General features: G+C 56.4%; 17 protein-coding genes and 1 pseudogene. 16 read left to right on the top strand and 2 right to left on the bottom strand.

Translation table 11 applies throughout. The features are described 5' to 3' along the window. The first annotated feature begins 52 nt into the window (after positions 1-52). From AC0V61_RS15890 to AC0V61_RS15835, 12 genes are all read left to right on the top strand, one after another. Positions 53-937 (top strand): N-acetylmuramoyl-L-alanine amidase family protein, encoded by an 885-nt coding sequence (locus tag AC0V61_RS15890; protein ID WP_486159129.1) that lies wholly within the window; start codon positions 53-55, stop codon positions 935-937. A gap of 94 nt (positions 938-1,031) precedes the next feature. Then, positions 1,032-3,560 (top strand): penicillin-binding protein 1A, encoded by a 2,529-nt coding sequence (locus AC0V61_RS15885; protein WP_486159127.1) that lies wholly within the window; start codon positions 1,032-1,034, stop codon positions 3,558-3,560. After that, on the top strand, positions 3,560-4,090 hold the full coding sequence (locus tag AC0V61_RS15880) for a peroxiredoxin (RefSeq protein ID WP_486159125.1): 531 nt from the start codon (positions 3,560-3,562) through the stop codon (positions 4,088-4,090). The genes AC0V61_RS15885 and AC0V61_RS15880 overlap by 1 nt, the downstream gene beginning before the upstream one ends. Before the next feature lie 71 nt (positions 4,091-4,161). Next, positions 4,162-5,289 (top strand): peptide chain release factor 2, encoded by a 1,128-nt coding sequence (gene prfB, locus AC0V61_RS15875; RefSeq protein WP_486159123.1) that lies wholly within the window; start codon positions 4,162-4,164, stop codon positions 5,287-5,289. Positions 5,290-5,314: 25 nt separating this feature from the next. Further along, complete coding sequence (locus tag AC0V61_RS15870; protein WP_486159121.1) at positions 5,315-6,304, top strand: hypothetical protein; 990 nt, start codon at positions 5,315-5,317, stop codon at positions 6,302-6,304. Positions 6,305-6,312: 8 nt separating this feature from the next. After that, positions 6,313-7,137 carry a caspase family protein gene (locus AC0V61_RS15865; RefSeq protein WP_486159119.1) on the top strand — a complete coding sequence of 275 codons (825 nt, stop codon included), beginning with the start codon at positions 6,313-6,315 and terminating at the stop codon, positions 7,135-7,137. Continuing rightward, the gene (locus tag AC0V61_RS15860; protein ID WP_486159117.1) at positions 7,134-7,862 is read left to right on the top strand and encodes a class I SAM-dependent methyltransferase; all 729 of its coding nucleotides are present in this window, start codon (positions 7,134-7,136) and stop codon (positions 7,860-7,862) included. Before AC0V61_RS15865 ends, AC0V61_RS15860 begins: the two co-directional genes overlap by 4 nt. A gap of 108 nt (positions 7,863-7,970) precedes the next feature. Next, positions 7,971-8,480 carry a bifunctional 3-hydroxydecanoyl-ACP dehydratase/trans-2-decenoyl-ACP isomerase gene (fabA, locus tag AC0V61_RS15855; protein ID WP_486159115.1) on the top strand — a complete coding sequence of 170 codons (510 nt, stop codon included), beginning with the start codon at positions 7,971-7,973 and terminating at the stop codon, positions 8,478-8,480. Between the two features lie 28 nt (positions 8,481-8,508). After that, a complete protein-coding gene (locus AC0V61_RS15850; protein ID WP_486159113.1) occupies positions 8,509-9,738 on the top strand; it encodes a beta-ketoacyl synthase N-terminal-like domain-containing protein in 1,230 nt (409 codons plus the stop codon). After that, complete coding sequence (locus tag AC0V61_RS15845) at positions 9,735-10,100, top strand: DUF7079 family protein (RefSeq protein WP_486159111.1); 366 nt, start codon at positions 9,735-9,737, stop codon at positions 10,098-10,100. The genes AC0V61_RS15850 and AC0V61_RS15845 overlap by 4 nt, the downstream gene beginning before the upstream one ends. 8 nt (positions 10,101-10,108) lie before the next feature. After that, on the top strand, positions 10,109-10,561 hold the full coding sequence (locus AC0V61_RS15840) for a GNAT family N-acetyltransferase (RefSeq protein WP_486159109.1): 453 nt from the start codon (positions 10,109-10,111) through the stop codon (positions 10,559-10,561). After that, the gene (locus AC0V61_RS15835; protein ID WP_486159107.1) at positions 10,561-11,295 is read left to right on the top strand and encodes an alpha/beta fold hydrolase; all 735 of its coding nucleotides are present in this window, start codon (positions 10,561-10,563) and stop codon (positions 11,293-11,295) included. The genes AC0V61_RS15840 and AC0V61_RS15835 overlap by 1 nt, the downstream gene beginning before the upstream one ends. Here the strand turns inward: AC0V61_RS15835 and AC0V61_RS15830 are convergent. Then, positions 11,265-12,284 (bottom strand): 2-hydroxyacid dehydrogenase, encoded by a 1,020-nt coding sequence (locus AC0V61_RS15830; RefSeq protein WP_486159105.1) that lies wholly within the window; start codon positions 12,282-12,284, stop codon positions 11,265-11,267. The genes AC0V61_RS15835 and AC0V61_RS15830 overlap by 31 nt on opposite strands. A gap of 196 nt (positions 12,285-12,480) precedes the next feature. Between AC0V61_RS15830 and AC0V61_RS15825 the strand changes: the two genes are divergently transcribed. Continuing rightward, entirely contained in the window at positions 12,481-12,915 is a 435-nt protein-coding gene (locus AC0V61_RS15825) for an SH3 domain-containing protein (protein ID WP_486159103.1), read from the top strand. Between the two features lie 34 nt (positions 12,916-12,949). Here the strand turns inward: AC0V61_RS15825 and AC0V61_RS15820 are convergent, their stop codons facing one another. Beyond that, positions 12,950-14,146: a thiolase family protein gene (locus AC0V61_RS15820; protein WP_486159101.1), complete on the bottom strand. Its 1,197-nt coding sequence runs from the start codon at positions 14,144-14,146 to the stop codon at positions 12,950-12,952. A gap of 171 nt (positions 14,147-14,317) precedes the next feature. Here AC0V61_RS15820 and AC0V61_RS15815 point away from each other — a divergent pair, with 171 nt between their 5' ends. The 3 genes and pseudogenes from AC0V61_RS15815 (at position 14,318) to AC0V61_RS15805 (ending at position 16,978) form a co-directional block, all read left to right on the top strand. Further along, positions 14,318-15,748 (top strand): coniferyl aldehyde dehydrogenase, encoded by a 1,431-nt coding sequence (locus tag AC0V61_RS15815; protein ID WP_486159099.1) that lies wholly within the window; start codon positions 14,318-14,320, stop codon positions 15,746-15,748. 242 nt (positions 15,749-15,990) lie between these two features. Continuing rightward, positions 15,991-16,378, top strand: a pseudogene (locus AC0V61_RS15810) (NADH-quinone oxidoreductase subunit A). 24 nt (positions 16,379-16,402) lie between these two features. Then, positions 16,403-16,978: a NuoB/complex I 20 kDa subunit family protein gene (locus AC0V61_RS15805; RefSeq protein ID WP_348156867.1), complete on the top strand. Its 576-nt coding sequence runs from the start codon at positions 16,403-16,405 to the stop codon at positions 16,976-16,978. Position 16,979: the final 1 nt, after the last annotated feature.

Genomic DNA, 16,979 nt, shown 5'->3' with positions numbered 1-16,979 from the left:
CCCGCAACACTATTGCGCTATCCATGCGCAACATTCTAATCCGGTATCTGTAATGAGTGTCCGTACGCTCCTTTTGTTGATCCTTTGCGTTCCGGCTGTGCTGCTGGGCGGGGCGAAGGCTTTTGGTATGACGATACCGGTTCCTGAATGGGGCCGTGACTATGTCGTTCGGCTCAGCATGGCGAGCGAGGCGCCCGCGTTTGCGCTTCCCCAAATTGAAGGTCCGCAGGACACCACTCGCCCCTTGGTTGTTCTTGATGCAGGACACGGCGGGCGTGACCCTGGGAAGGTCAAACGTCGCTCTGATGGCACTGAGGTTTATGAAAAGGACATCGTGTTAAACCTCACGCTGGAACTGCGTGATCTTTTGCTTGAGCGCGGCGGCATCCGGGTGGCTTTGACGCGTGATGATGATCGGATAATTCCCTTGGCTTACCGCCCAGAAATAGCCCGCCAATTAGAGGCGGACCTGTTTGTTTCACTTCACGTCGATTCTGCCGGGGACAGATCCGAAGTTTCTGGAGCGACTGTTTACACGCTTTCCAACGAGGCATCGAGCGAGGCTGCGGCGCGGTTTGCAGAGCGGGAAAATGCCGCTGACCGTCTCAACGGGATCAAAGTGGAGACAGACAACAGCGAGGTGAGCGACATCCTGGTCGAGCTATCTCAGCAGCGCACACAAGAGGACGCCAATGAGATGTTGGAATTGATCCTCCGTGAGGGGCAGGGCAAGATTAAGTTTCATCCCTTTGCCAATCGTTCAGCGGGCCTTGCAGTGCTTCGTGCGCCCGATGTTCCAGGAGTGCTTTTTGAAAGCGGTTTTGTCACGAATGACGCTGATTTGCGTAAGTTGACGAGCAAAGAGGGGCGCAAGGATTATGTTGATGTTCTGGAACGGGCCATCCGAGTGTTTCTGGCACGCCGTGCTGAGACGTGATCTAGGGCCCAATCTAGCGGCCCAATCTAACGGATTTGTGCAAAACATCTAGACGCTAGCAATTCGGATCGAACCTCAGTAAATCCTGTACGATATGTCGACTGATACCCCCATAGCTGATCCTGCCGATCTCCCGTTTTTCGCCTATGTTCGCTATCGCTTGAACCGCGATTTGGGCGGGGCTGCCGCTTGGTTTGGCGAGAAATGGCGTAACAGTGTGTTGTTCAAACTGCTGGCCTTGATGGTGGTCGGTGCGATCATTCTTTGGCTTGCGCTTTGGTTTTTCCTCGCGAGTGATCTTCCCGAGGCAGAAAGCTTGGTCGAGTATCAAACGCCGCTTCCCACAGTGGTGCGCGGGGCGGATGGCGAGATTGTCCATTCTTATGCGCGTGAACGCCGGGTCCAGCTGCAATATGGTGATTTCCCCGACAGTTTGGTTCAGGCCTATCTTTCTGCAGAGGATAAGACCTTTTTCAGCCATGGCGGCGTTGATGTCACCGGCACGGCAAACGCTGTGTTTGATTATGCGACCAAATATGGCTCAGGCGAGCGCGCTGTAGGTGGTTCGACCATCACACAGCAGCTGGCGAAAATCCTTCTGCTAGGCGATGAGTATTCGGTCACCCGTAAGCTTAAAGAGATGATCCTTGCCAGCCGCATCGAAGGCGTGCTGGAAAAAGAGCAAATCCTTGAGCTTTATTTGAATGAAATTCCACTGGGGCGTCGTTCTTTTGGTGTGCAAGCGGCAGCACGTGCCTATTTTGACAAGGATGTGGGCGATCTTGAGCTGCACGAGGTGGCATTCCTTGCGATCCTTCCCAAAGCGCCGGAACGCTATGGACGCAAGGGTCAAGAGCAAGCGGCCATGGACCGGCGCGATTTTGTGCTCGCTCAAATGGAAGACAATGGCTTTATCACAGAAGCTGAGCGTGCGGCGGCTGCCGCTAAACCCTTGGGCCTTGTTCAGCAACGCTCGCAGCGCAGCGCGGATGCGGGGTATTTCCTTGAAGAGGTGCGCCGCCAATTGATCGCGGACTTTGGCGAGTCTGCGGAAGACGGCGAGAACAGCGTGTATGCCGGCGGCCTTTGGGTGCGCACATCGCTGGATGTCGAGATGCAGAACGCCGCGCGCGACAGCTTGCGCCGGGGTCTGCGCCGATATCACGGGCGTCGCGGATGGTCTGGGCCGGTTGCGACGATCGATGTGAGCGAGGGCAATTGGGCAAGTCAGCTGGCAAGCTCCTTCCTATCCGTACGCTATGAAGACTGGCGTGTTGGCGTTGTGACGGCGCGCACTGGCTCTTCTGCGACCATCGGCTTTTCCAATGGCGACGAAGCGCCGCTCACCAATCTGCCCAATGCTTTGAAAGCGGGCGATGTGATTACAGCAAGCCCAAGCGGCAATGGTTTTCGCGTTGAAACGGTCCCGTCTGCGCAAGGCGGGCTTGTGGTGCAAAACGCGCAAAGCGGCCGTGTACTTGCGATGCAGGGCGGTTTTGATCATCGCCTTTCAGATTTCAATCGTGCCACCCAGGCCATGCGCCAGCCGGGTTCGACAATTAAGCCGTTTGTGTACGCCACCGGCCTCGACAACGGGATGACCCCATCGACCGAAATCGATAACACACGCTATTGCTATTATCAGGGCCGCCAACTGGGCGAAAAATGCATTCGCGGCGGGCGCGCTGGGCAATTTCCGATGCGCTATGGGCTTGAGCAATCGCAGAACATTATGACCGTTCAGATTGGCATGCAGGCGGGCATGAACAATGTTGTCGATACGATCAAAGCGCTCGACATTAGCGATGATGCTGACCCTTATGCAGCGACGTCTTTGGGTTCAGAAGAAACAACAGTTTCGCGCATTGTGGCCGCTTACGGCGCTCTTGCGAACCACGGGCGATTGAACCGGCCAACGGTCATCGATTACGTGCAGGATCGCCAAGGCAAAGTCATCTGGCGCGCGGACAATCGCCCGTGCAATGGCTGTAATATGGCCGCTTACGATGGTTCTTCGATGCCGCGCTTTGGGATTAAGGGCCGGCAGGCAATGGACCCACGCACTGCGTTTCAGATCATGCACATGCTCGAAGGCGTAGTGACGCGCGGGACGGCGACGGTTCTCAACGATCTTGGTCTGCCTTTGTTCGGTAAGACCGGCACCACCAGCGGCCCTAAAGATGTGTGGTTTGTTGGCGGGACGCAGCGGATTATTGCGGGCGCTTACATGGGCTTTGATACGCCGCGCAATATGGGCGGCTATGCTTATGGCGGCACGATTGTTGCCCCGATTATCAAGGATCTCATAAAGAGCTCGCGCGATCATTGGTCTGATCTCCCGCCGGTCGCACCAGAGGGTATTCGCATGGTTCGGGTCGACCGGCGCACGGGCAAGAAAGTGCTTGCAGGATGGCCTTCGGGCAATCCCAAATCCGATATAATCTGGGAGGCGTTTAAACCTGATACCGAGCCGGAGCGCTCGACGCGTCAGGATGAGATAGCCGCGAAGCGTGATGAGATCCTTGCTCTAATCGCAGCGGGACGTAGCGGTGGCAGCGGTCAGACGCGCCGGGCTGAAGGTCAGCCTGAGAACTTTGCCGAAGAACAGGGCGGAATTTACTGATGCGCATCTTGAACCTCGCCCTTATCACCCTTGCTGCAAGTTTGGCGTTCTCGGCCCCTGCGAAGGCGGATTTGCCTGTCGGGATTGAGGCACCGAATTTCACCACCAGAGCAGCGCTTGCAGGCAAAGAAATGGGCTTTTCACTCGCCGCCGCTCTTCGAAAAGGGCCGGTGGTGCTTTACTTCTACCCCAAGGCCTTCACCTCTGGCTGCACATTGGAGGCCAATGCCTTTGCCGAGGCGATGCCCGATTTTCGTAAAGAAGGCGCAAGCGTTATTGGCATGTCCAACGACGAAATCGACACGCTCAAACGCTTTAGCAAAGAGGAATGCCGCGATGCGTTTCCTGTCGGTGTTGCAGGAGAGCGTTTGATCGAGGCGTATGACGTGGCGCTTGGCTCATCAGGACTGGCAAGCCGCACATCCTATGTCATCGCGCCCGATGGCCGGATTGCACTGGTCCATTCCGACAGTGATTATCGTGCACATGTTTCCAAAACTCTCGCAGCGGTCCGCTCACTTTCGGATTAGCAAGCGCGCGCTCTTTACAATCGCCTATCCAGCGCTAATCGAGGCGCTCAGACACGATTTAGGAAATTGCCATGCGGGCCGAGGCCCAAGCCCATATTGACCGGATCGAGGCAGCCCTCGACCTCGTGCGCCAATCGCTGGATTGGGAGCGCGCTTTGCGGCGTCTTGATGAGCTCAATGCGCGGGTTCAGGACCCGGCGCTGTGGGACAATCCCAAAGAAGCGCAGAAAATCAGCCGTGAGCAAAAGCTGCTTGAGAATGCGATTGGCACAGTCAACGATATCTCTTCTGAGATGGGTGACGCGGTCGAATTCATCGAAATGGGCGAGGCTGAGGGCGAGGAGAGCATCATCAATGATGGTCTTGCCAGCCTTGAAAAACTTGCAGCGCGCGCTGATGCTGACAAAGTGCAAGCGCTTCTTTCAGGCGAGGCGGACGGCAACGACACCTATCTCGAAATCCACGCAGGGGCCGGGGGCACCGAAAGCCAGGATTGGGCCGAAATGCTCTTTCGCATGTATGGCCGCTGGGCTGAACGGCGCGGGTTCAAGATCGAAACCGTGGAATATCAGGCTGGCGATCAGGCTGGCATCAAGTCTGCAACATTGCTGATCAAAGGCGAGAACGCCTATGGCTATGCCAAGACCGAAAGCGGCGTCCACCGGCTTGTCCGGATCAGCCCCTATGACAGCGCCGCCAAACGCCACACAAGCTTCTCAAGCGTCTGGGTCTACCCTGTGATCGACGATGATATAGATATCGAGATCAACCCCGCCGACCTCAAAGTGGACACCTACCGCGCATCCGGCGCAGGCGGTCAGCACGTCAACACCACCGATTCAGCGGTCCGCATCACCCACCAGCCCACCGGCATTGTGGTGGCATCGCAAAACGACCGTTCTCAGCACAAGAACCGCGCAACCGCGATGAACATGCTTAAAGCGCGGCTGTTTGAACGCGAAATGCAAATCCGCGAGGCTGAGGCGTCTGGCGAATATCAGGAAAAGAGCGAGATTGGCTGGGGCCACCAGATCCGGTCTTATGTCCTTCAACCCTACCAAATGGTCAAAGACCTTAGGACAGGCTTTACCAGTTCCTCGCCAGATAAGGTGCTCGACGGCGAGATCGATGGCTACATTTCAGCAGCGCTCGCGCAGCGCGTGACCGGGGAAACAGTTGATGTTGAGGATGTTGAGTAAGGCAGGCCTAAAAGGCGCATTATGTTTGGCAGTTTTTGTCAGCGCTAGTCCTGCTGCTGCGGACGTCATCGTGGGCCCGCGCATTGCCTACTACTTTGACAATTCCAACCTTCGTACATCAGATGGAAGCGACCAGGTTCTGATCGCCCGGCAAGACGATGAGGCTTTTCTTCAAAATGTGCGCGACATTTTTCAGAACGATGAGGTCACATTCAACACATCGTTTGAGGGCGAGGGAGTAACGGCCAACCAAATCGGATTTGCCATGTTTGGTGGCATGATCAACTTTGGAGACGACCGTGACCGCTTCACCTTGAGCGCTGGCTATGGCGAAGGTTCTGGAACTATTGAGCTGTTGTCGTCCACGACCTCAACGCTTGAAGTCGGCGATGCGAGTATCACAGATATCGCGACACAGACGCTTTCGGGAAGTGTCGACTACAAACGCATTGATCTCGAAGCGACGTGGCAGCGCCGCCAGAATGAGCGTTTCGCGTTCTTCGCAGGGGTTCGCCTTGAGCGAATTGAGGCCGATGCCGACATCAATATCCGCAATGCCGAGACCGGAATAATCGCTGCAGAGATCCTCTCGCAGGAAACCGGGATGGCTGTATCGCCCCAATCAAGCGTATCGGAGTTTGCGACTACGAATGATGCCGCACTCGTAACCGCCAGTGCGAGGGCAGGGGCGACCTTGTTTGCGCCAATCGGAGAGAATGCAGTCGCTTTTGCTAACGGCATGATGCACGCCAGTTATCAACCCGCCTACACTGCTAGGACGATCACCAGTCCTGTAAGTGCGCAAGGTAACGATCTGCGGTCCGATTTCGAGAATCCTGACGAGATCAGCCTTGGACCAGATATCGCGGTTGGAGCGCAATTCATCCTCTCAGACAGCCTTGCGCTTGATGTGCGCTACCGGGCGGTCTTGTTTTTCCCCATTTCCGGTGATCAGAGCTTTTCAGATGCGCGGGTTAATCATGGGGTCAATCTTGGGCTGTCATTGAGGCTCTGATGGTGGTGATGCGTTTCCTGAGTGCGCTTGCACTGGCAGTGATGGCCTTGGCGCTGCCGAGCGCTGCGTATGCCGAAGTCAAAGCGCTGCTGATTGCATCCAACTATGAGAACGCTAAGGATGAGGAGCTGAGGCTCGCCAATCCGAGAGCAGACTTGCGGCTGATCCGTTCCTCATTAGCCAAGACCAATGTGCGTGACCTGACTGTCCTTGAAGAACCAAGCGCTGAAGAATGGCAGGCCGGTTTTGATGCGTGGCTTGATACGCTGTCGGGCGATGATATTGGCATGTTCTATTTTGCAGGGCACGGGTTTCAATTTGATGGGCTGAATTATCTGCTGAGCTCCGATGGTTCTTCGCTGATTCCCCTCGATGCCTTGGTCACTCAGATCACTCAGCGCGCGCGCGGCGCAGTGATCATTATCGATGCCTGCCGCAACAACCCCTATTTCGATGCAGAGCCAGAGGGTGATGTTGAGATTGTCGCTATAGACGGAGCAACGCGCAGCCTCAATTACATCCGCCTCGAAGATATGTCGGGCGCCGGGCAAGGTCTTGCACAGCTCGGCAATTTGCGCGGACTTTCAGCTGTCGCCTTCTTTTCAACAGAGCCCGGCAATGTTGCCGAAGACGGCGATCAACCGGGCAAGGGCAGTCCCTTCGCAATTGAATTTGCGAAACAAATCGACCGTCGCCAGTCGCTTGATAGCGTGTTTCGCAAAACGGCGATTGCAGTGAACAAGCGCACCGATGAGCGGCAATCCCCTTGGCGTCAGGGGGACCTTGCGTTCGATGTTTTCGTGTCTGGCATGAGGGCGCTACCCATTCCATGATCCACCGCGCATACCTTGGTGTTGTCGCTTTAGCGGCCCTTTCAGCGGTTTCAGGGTGCGATGCGCCTGCCTTTGACCGGCCAGAGAGTGTCGCTGCATTTCCCGTCGCTGACCGCGAATTGCCCGGTGGAGCAGGCGGTGCGGTCGATCCCTTTCCCGATGAGGACGCACGCGAAGAGCGCGGCGAGGCTCAGGCGGTTATGGATCTGGCGAACATTTCCGAGGGCATGACAGTCGCCGATATCGGTGCAGGTGAGGGCTATTACACGGTTCGCCTCGGCACCCGCGTTGGTGAAAGCGGACGGGTTCTTGCGCAAGACATCGACAGCGAGGCGCTTGCCCGGCTTGGCCAAAGGGTTGAGCGAGAACGCTTGGAAAACACCTTCATCAAGCTTGGCGAGAGCGATGATCCGCGCCTTCCCACCGACAGTTTCGATCGGATTTTCCTCGTCCACGTCTACAGCGAGGTAACGGAGCCTTATGCCTTTATGTGGAGGATGTGGCCTGCGTTGGCGCGGGGCGGGCAGATTATCGTGGTTGAATATGACCGGCCAACCCATCAGGGCGGTATCCCACCCCAGCTGCTTTTCTGCGAGATGAAGGCGGTGGGATATAAACTTGTCGAATTTGTCGAGCGACCTGATTTGACCAGCTATTTTGCTCGCTTCGAACGCGGAGAGCAGCGGGTGGAGCCTGATCAGATCAATCCTTGTGCGAACGTGTGACGATTGCACTTATCAACGCACCCACACTCGCAGTCTTTTCATAGCATGATCACGGTGCTAGTCGCCCCGGCACAACAACGATAAAAGGCTAGGAGCCAAGGGCCCGCAATGACAGATTTTCCGACCAGTTTTGACCGCGAAGACCTACTGAAATGCGCTCGCGGAGAGCTGTTTGGCGAAGGCAATGCGCAATTGCCCGCGCCGCCTATGTTGATGATGGACCGTATCACCGATATTTCAGGCGATGGCGGGGAACATGGCAAAGGCCATGTGGTGGCCGAATATGATATCAACCCAGACCTGTGGTTCTTCGACTGCCACTTTCCCGGCAATCCGATTATGCCGGGATGCTTGGGGCTTGATGGATTGTGGCAGCTGACGGGTTTCAACCTTGGCTGGCGCGGTTGGAAGGGGCGAGGTTATGCGCTTGGCGTTGGCGAGGTAAAACTCACCGGCATGGTGCGCCCAGATCGCAAGATGCTCAAATATTACGTGAACTTCACTAAGGCGGTGCAAACCCGCCGTCTGACCATGGGCGTTGCCGACGGCGTGGTCGAGGCGGATGGCGAAGTCATCTATCAGGTTAAAGATATGAAGGTTGCGCTCTCAGAAGCGTGATTGTGAACGCAGGATGTCAGGGGATCAAATGCGCCGCGTAGTGATAACGGGACTGGGGATTGTATCCTCCATCGGGAATAATGCTGAAGAGGTCACCGCCTCTTTGAAAGCCGGAAAATCGGGCATCAGTTTCAACGAAGACATGGCCGAGCACGGCTTTCGCTCGCAGATTGCGGGTGCGGTTGATCTTGATATCAAAGAGCATGTTGAGAAACGCACGCTGCGGTTCATGGGGCCGGGCGCTGCCTATGCTTATATCGCCATGGGACAGGCGATTGCGGATGCGGGGCTTGAAGAGAGCGACGTGATCAACCCGATGACCGGCGTGATTGCGGGTTCGGGCGGGCCTTCTACCTCTGCGATGTTGGCGGCGCACCAAGTGGTGCTGAAATCCGGTGCGACCAAGCGTATTGGGCCATTGGCTGTGCCCAAGACCATGTCCTCAACCGTTAGCGCAAACCTTGCGACCGCTTACCAGATCAAGGGCATGAACTTCTCGATCACCTCGGCGTGTTCCACCTCGCTCCACTGCATCGGCATGGCCGCGCAGCAAATCGCGCTTGGCACGCAGGACGTGATGTTTGGCGGCGGCGGTGAAGAGCTTGATTGGACGCTCTCTTGCCTGTTTGACGCCATGGGCGCGATGTCGAGCAAGTATAACGACACACCTACCCGCGCATCGCGCGCATTTGATGCAGACCGCGATGGCTTTGTCATTGGTGGCGGCGGCGCGATGGTTGTGCTCGAAAGCCTTGAGCATGCGCAGGCGCGTGGCGCGAAAATCTACGCGGAAGTCACGGGCTTCTGCGCCACTTCGGATGGCGCAGACATGGTCGCGCCATCGGGCGAGGGCGGTGAGCGGGCCATGGCAGGCGCTCTCAAGACCCTGCCAGAGGGCCGCAAAGTAAGCTACATCAACGCGCATGGTACATCGACCCCGGTGGGCGATGTGGGCGAGATCGAAGCGGTGCGCCGTGTGTTTGGGGAAGGCTCCACCCCGCCGGTCAGCTCTACCAAGTCGATGACCGGTCACTCCCAAGGCGCAACCGGCGCGCAAGAGGCGGTCTATTGCCTGCTCGCGCTTCAAAACGACTTTATCATCCCATCGATTAACGTCGAAAACCTTGATCCGGCCTTGAAGCCAGAAGAGATCGCCACAAGCCTCGTTGAAAACGCTGGGCTGGATACGGTGATGACCAACAGCTTTGGCTTTGGCGGCACCAATGGCTCAATGCTGATGAGTAAGTTTGTGAGTTGAGAATAGAGACACTCGGCGAAGAAGATGTTTCTCATAGGCTCCCTGTCTGGGTGGTCCTAGCCGATACCTTTCTCGATACATGGTTCGACGATAAACAGTACGATCGGATGGCGGCCACATTGGCCCGTTCGCCTTATTCAATTGAAGAGCTTGAGTGGATTTATCGCAATGAGGTTGCTCCGGCCTTTGTCTTCAATTTGTTTGACGTGGCGGGCGAATGGGCTGGGTGGCCTGATGACTTTATTCGTGAGCGTGTACTCGCTAAACGGGGCTCTGTGTTAAGCAAAGCTGAGGAGCGTGTGTTTCTTAGTGGCTATGTTGACGAAGAGTGGGCCAAATTCCTTAGCCGATTGAGCAAGTGAGGTGAGCGATGGAAATCAGACGCAGTGACATATCAGAACCTGAAGTCATTGCGCTGATCGAACTGCATGGGCGCGAGATGGATGCAGGCTCGCCGCCCGGCACTTGCCATTTTCTTGACCTGTCGGGATTGAAAGCGCCCGAGGTGGAATTCTATGCCGCTTGGGATGAGGAAAGGCTCCTCTCCATTGGCGCGTTGAAGCTTCATGATGGTTTTGGCGAAATCAAATCCATGAGGGCTCACCCTGATGCGCGGGGAACCGGCGCTGGTAAAGCAATGCTCACCCACCTTATTGAACGGGCACGCAAACATGGGTTTAAAGCAGTGAAGCTGGAAACCGGATCAGGCGAACTTTTTGACGCCGCTGTTGGCCTTTACGAAAGCTTTGGTTTTGAGCCATGCGGGTCCTTTGGCGGTTATGAACCCGGTGACTTTAACAAGCTCTATTCGCTTAGTCTTTGATGAGTGAAAAGCCCCCTGCGTTCTTGCTCCTGCTACAGGAACTTCCTTGTATTCCGCTGATCCTATTTGGCAGGTGGCGCAATGTGAAGCGGGTCCCACAGGTTGTCAGCGCGTTGGACGACCCTCCGCCGATTATCGTCGTCCCCGGGCTTATGTCGCGTGATTATTCGACCTCGGTGCTGCGGCGGACGCTCAATCAATCTGGGTTCAAGACCTATGCCTCAAAGATGGGGTTTATGCGCGGTGTCACCCGCAAGCGCATGAAAAAAGCGGAGAAGCGCCTGCGCAAAATATCAAAGCGCCATGGTGGCCCGGTTATCCTCGTGGGGTGGAGCCTTGGCGGTCTCTACACCCGCGTTCTTGCCCAAAGGCACCCAGAGAAGGTGGCGATGGTCGTTACGCTCGGCTCGCCTTTTTCGGGTAGCCGAAAGGCCAACCATGCCTGGCGCATCTATAACCGCCTTAACAAGCACACCGTCGATGCGCCCCCAATCAAAGATGATGCGGCCGTAAAGCCCCCTGTGCACACGGTCGCCGTTTGGTCGAAGCGCGATGGTGTTATTGCGGTTGAATGCGCGCGCGGGCTTCCGCATGAGCGCGATGTGGAAATCGAAATGCCAAAAGCGCGCCATATGACCTTTGGAGCAGGTCGCCGAGACGCCAAAGAAATCGCCGAAATTGTGGGGGGTGAGCTTGCGAAGGTTCAGCCGCCGACCAGCGCTGTCAGAACCTGATCGGGCGGCCTGTGGCCGTTCACCCAGAACTGTATATTGGCGATCACCTTCTCGCCCGACGCCTCGCGGCCCTCAACAGTGGCGCTGCCAATATGGGGCAGGGTCATGACATTGGGATGCCGGATCAGGCGCGGGTCCACCACAGGCTCGTCGGGGTATACATCAAGGCCAGCGCCTGCGAGGTGTCCTGATTGCAGTGCAGCGATGAGCGCCTCTTGGTCGATAATCTCGCCGCGCGCAGTGTTCACGATGCTGGAACCTGGTTTCATCAGCGCAATTCGGCGTGCATCGATCAGCCCGCGCGTTTCGTCGGTTAGCGGGCAGTGGAGTGTCAGGATATCGGCCTCAGCCATAAGTGTATCCACATCGGCCACAAACCGTGCGCCCAGCATCGTTTCCATGGCAGCTGGCAGTGGACGGCGCCCGGTATAGGCAATCTCCATCCCAAAGGCGCGGGCACGGTGGGCCACGGCCTGTCCGATCCGGCCCATGCCGATTATCCCAAGCACTTTGCCACCGATCTTACGGCCCAACATTCCGGTGGGGGCCCAACCGGTCCATTTACCGCCTCGGATGAGTTCAACGCCTTCGCGGATACGGCGCGGAACACCGATGATGCCGGCCATGGCCAGGTCCGCTGTGTCATCGGTGAATACACCGGGTGTGTTGGTCACCAGGATCTTACGCGCAGCAGCAGCGGCAAGGTCGATGTGCTCTGTGCCTGCACCAAAGTTGGCGATCAGGCGCAGGTTTTTGCCAGCGCCAGCGATCATCTCAGCGTCAATGCGGTCCGTCACGGTGGGAACTAACACGTCGCAATTTTCCATAGCCTCGACCAATTCGTCGCGGCTCATCGGCGCGTCATTGGTGTTGAGCGTCGCGTCAAACAGCTCCTCCATCCGCGCCTCGACCGCAGGTGCAAGGTGGCGGGTCACAACGACTTTGGGTTTGCCAGAGGCGAATTGGGGCGGTTTGTGGATCTGCGACATGGTTCGAAGAGCGCTACGGGCTTTCAGGAAGCGGCGTCAAGGCAGGTTTGCGCAGCTTTCGTAATTCCCGCTTTGGTACAGGGGTTTACATGAGAGCTGCTATTAGCCTTGAAATTCAGCGCTGAGCTTGGTTATCACGGCCCCCATGAAAGCTTTCAGATTTCTCGCACTCTTTGCCGTGGCGTTCACATTTTGGATGGCAGCTCCACATAATGAACTCTCAGCTCAAGATCGCGCTGTTCCGTATTGGGCAACGCTTCGTTTTGATGAGGTCAACATGCGTAAGGGGCCGAGCCAGGATTTCCCGATCGATTGGGTGTACAAGCGTAAAGGACTGCCGGTTCAAGTGGTGCGCCTTCGTGAAGGATGGCGCCTCGTCCAAGACCCTGATGGGACGCAAGGTTGGATCGCCTCAAGCCAGCTGAGCCCGAAATTGGGGGCGCTTATTGTGGGTGAGGGCAATGCTGAATTGCGCGAAGAGCCTTCTGCGACCTCGACATTGCGCTGGCAAGCACAGCCCGGCGTTGTTGCCGAGCTGCTGCGTTGCCGTGACAGCTTTTGCGAGATTGATATCAGCGGGAAAAGCGGTTGGGTGCTCGCCGAGCGTATTTGGGGCGCTGGTGAAATGTAAGGCAGGGGGCTCAGAATAAACGGCCCCTTCAACCTCAAACCAATTCCACCGCGACTGCTGTTGCCTCACCGCCTCCGATACACAGACTTGCAACACCGCGTTTCTTACCCTGAGACTTCAGCGCATTGAGGAGTGTCACAACGATCCGCGTGCCTGATGCACCAATGGGGTGACCCAAAGCGGTAGCGCCGCCGTTGACGTTAATCTTAGCGTGATCGATGCCGATATCGCGCATGGCAAACATAGCAACGCAAGCGAACGCTTCGTTCACCTCCCAAAGGTCCACATCGTCGATTGACCAGCCAGCGTTGGCGAGGACTTTTTCAATTGCGCCGACCGGGGCAACTGTGAAATCTTTCGGCTCGCGCGCATGGGCGGCCATTGCGACCACTTTCGCCACTGGCTCTTGGCCGTTTTTCTTAGCGACACTTTCGCGGGTGAGGACCACTGCGGCAGCGCCGTCTGAGATGGAGCTTGAGGTGGCCGCTGTAATCGTGCCGTCTTTGGCAAAGGCTGCTCGAAGCGTCGGGATCTTGTCCGGGCGCCCCTTTCCGGGCTGCTCATCAGTGTCGACCGTCACTTCGCCCTTACGAGTTTTGAAAGTCACCGGAACCACTTCATCCGCAAACGCCCCGCTTTCAATCGCGGCATTGGCGCGGGACAGCGATTCAATCGAATAGGCGTCCTGCTCTTCGCGGGTCAGCTGATATTCGTCCGCTGTATCCTGAGCAAAAGTGCCCATCGCGCGGCCTTCTTCATAGGCATCCTCAAGCCCATCGAGGAACATGTGGTCGTATGTCGTATCGTGCCCAATCCGCGCGCCCGAGCGGTGCTTTTTGAGAAGGTATGGCGCATTGGTCATGCTCTCCATCCCGCCTGCGATGACATAGTCGATAGTACCGCTTGCAAGAGCCTCGGCCCCCATGATGACCGTCTGCATGCCGGAGCCGCAGACTTTGTTCACAGTGGTCGCTTGGACGGATTTGGGGAGGCCTGCTTTCAAAGCGGCCTGGCGGGCAGGGGCCTGGCCGAGACCCGCAGGCAAAACACAGCCCATATAGGCGCGGTCAAACTTTTCGCCTGCAACGCCTGAGCGTTCGACGGCCGCTTTCACCGCTGTCGCGCCAAGGTCAGTGGCGGACACATCTGAAAGCGCTCCTTGCATACCGCCCATCGGCGTGCGGGCGTAAGACAGGAACACAACTGGATCGGAGGAGGCAAATTGGCTCATGGATTGGGTCCTTCAAAAGGAGGGGTCTTTGTTGGGTGCTCAATTAGGGTTCACTCAACAGAAACGCAACGCGCTTCCCTCGTTGAGGGGTGCAATGAACTTGCGCCGCTGGCCGAGTTCGCGCAAGGTGCGTCTCAAATCGAAACTAAGATAAACTGAGAGAGGGTGGCTATGGCTAACGACCGGCGCGAAGAACAGGAAGCTATGCTGAGACTTCAACGAGACGCTTTTACGGCATCTCGGCCTGAAAGCATGGCGATGCGCAAGGATCGGATCAAACGGGCGATGGCCCTGTTGAAAGACCACGGCGAAGACTTCTGCAAAACCATGGCCGCCGATTTTGGCAGCCGTTCGGTGGATCAGTCGATGATTACCGATATCGCGACGACCGTTGGCGCGGGCAAGCATGCGCTTAAGAACATGGACAAATGGGCCAAAACTGAAAAACGCAGCCCTCAATTTCCTTTGAACCTTTTGGGAGGTAAGGGCGAGCTTCGTTACGAGCCGAAGGGCGTGATTGGCATTTTGTCACCCTGGAACTTCCCGGTTCAACTCGCTCTTGGACCGCTGATGCAGATTTTTGCTGCTGGCAACCGCGCAATGATCAAGCCAAGCGAATTTACCGAGCGCACCAGCATGCTGATGGCTGAGCTTGTTGAGGAATACTTCACGAAAGACGAGCTTACGGTCGTAACAGGCGGGCCTGAAGTGGCAGCCGCCTTTTCCTCGCTGCCCTTCGATCACCTCGTGTTCACGGGCTCTACTGCGACAGGGCGCCGCGTGATGGAAGCGGCCGCTGCTAACCTTGTGCCGGTCACGCTCGAATTGGGCGGTAAGTCTCCTGTAATCATGGGCAAAAGCGCTGATTTCGCCAAAGCGGGCGAGCGTATCGCCTTGGGCAAGATGATGAACGCTGGGCAAATCTGCCTAGCGCCTGATTATATGTACGTGCCTCAAGAAAGCGAAGACGAGGCGATCAACGGCGTGGTGCAGGGGGCGACCAATATGTACCCGACTGTGCTTCATAATGATGATTATGCCTCCATCGTCTCTGACCGCCATTTCGAACGGCTTCAGGGTATGGTTGAAGACGCGCGCGACAAGGGCGCTGAAGTGATCGAGGTGAACCCTGCGGGCGAGGACTTTGGCAATGCGAACCAGCGCAAAATGCCTTTGACGATCCTTAAAAACGTCAATGATGAGATGCAGGCAATGCAGGAGGAGATTTTTGGTCCTGTGTTGCCGGTGAAGACTTACCGCGCAGTGGATGAGGCAGTTGATTATGTGAACGAAAACGATCGTCCGCTTGGTCTTTATTATTTTGGCGAGGACAAAGGTGAGCAAGAGCGTGTTCTCACCCGCACCATTTCAGGGGGTGTGACCACCAACGATGTGATCTTTCATATCAGCAATGAGAACCTGCCGTTTGGCGGTGTCGGCCCATCTGGCATGGGCAGCTACCACGCGATTGAGGGTTTTAAGGAGTTCAGCCACGCGCGCGCTGTTTATCATCAGCCAAAGCTCGATATCGCCAAGCTTGGCGGGTTTAAACCACCTTATGGCAAGGCCACGAAAAAGGCGATTGCTGGCTTGATGAAGTAACTCAGGCAAACCTCAAGTTTGAGGGTGTTTGGGTAATTCTGATCGACATTGGACCGGGCCTTGGCGGCTCGGTCCTTTTCGTTTGCAACAACTACGTCTTTGCCCGGTTGACAAAGCGGTGCGGCGACGGTTCGGTTTTATGCACGGAAAATGCAGCCTTTTGCGCGTCACTTTCCCTTGCACGCGGACGAGGGCAGGCGTAGGGGGCAGGCCATTGGGATTAAAAATACATGGACAGCGGGATGATCGACCAATCTGTCGACCTAAGTCAGTATCTGCCGATACTGCTATTCATTGGCGTAGCCCTCGGGCTTTCCGTCCTTTTTGTGTTCCTGCCAATGGGCGTCTCGCGCCTGACTGGCACGCACAATCCGGACGCTGAAAAGCTCTCAGAATATGAATGCGGTTTTCCCGCTTTTGAGGATCTCGCGCAGTCAGTTTGACGTGCAGTTTTATCTGGTTGCGATCAGCTTTATTATTTTCGACCTTGAGGCGGCGTTCCTTTTCCCATGGGCGGTAAGCCTTGGGGAGACGGGCTGGGTTGGCTGGATCGGTATGATGACCTTCCTCACTATTCTGGCTATTGGGCTGGCTTATGAGTGGAAGAAGGGTGCCCTCGATTGGCAATAGGGCGACGGCCCTAAGGGATTAGCTATGAACACGATTACTCCCCCTGCAAACCTTTCGGACGTGAGCGCTTTGGAAACCGCCAAGGGCGGCGAAGTGCGTGCGCCGGATCAAGACTACTTCCGCGCTCTTCAATCCGAGGTAAATGACAAGGGCTTCCTCGTCACTTCCACCGAAGATCTGTTTCAGTGGGCGCGCACTGGCTCGTTGTGGTGGATGACCTTTGGTCTTGCGTGCTGCGCGGTGGAGATGATCCACGTGAACATGCCGCGCTATGATATGGAGCGGTTTGGTGCGGCCCCTCGTGCATCCCCGCGTCAATCAGATGTGATGATCGTCGCGGGCACGCTCTGCAACAAAATGGCTCCGGCTCTTCGCAAGGTTTACGACCAGATGTCCGATCCCAAATATGTGATCAGCATGGGGTCGTGTGCGAATGGCGGTGGCTATTACCACTATTCCTACTCCGTTGTGCGCGGTTGTGACCGGATTGTGCCGGTTGATATCTATGTGCCGGGCTGCCCTCCAACGGCTGAGGCGCTGCTTTATGGCGTGATGCAATTGCAGCGCAAAATTCGCCGTGTCGGCACAATTGAGCGCTAGG

The sequence above is a fragment of the Erythrobacter sp. JB1-4 genome (assembly GCF_057365025.1).
Note: the sequence above shows the minus strand (reverse complement) of the source record. Positions and strands in the feature narration are given on the sequence as shown.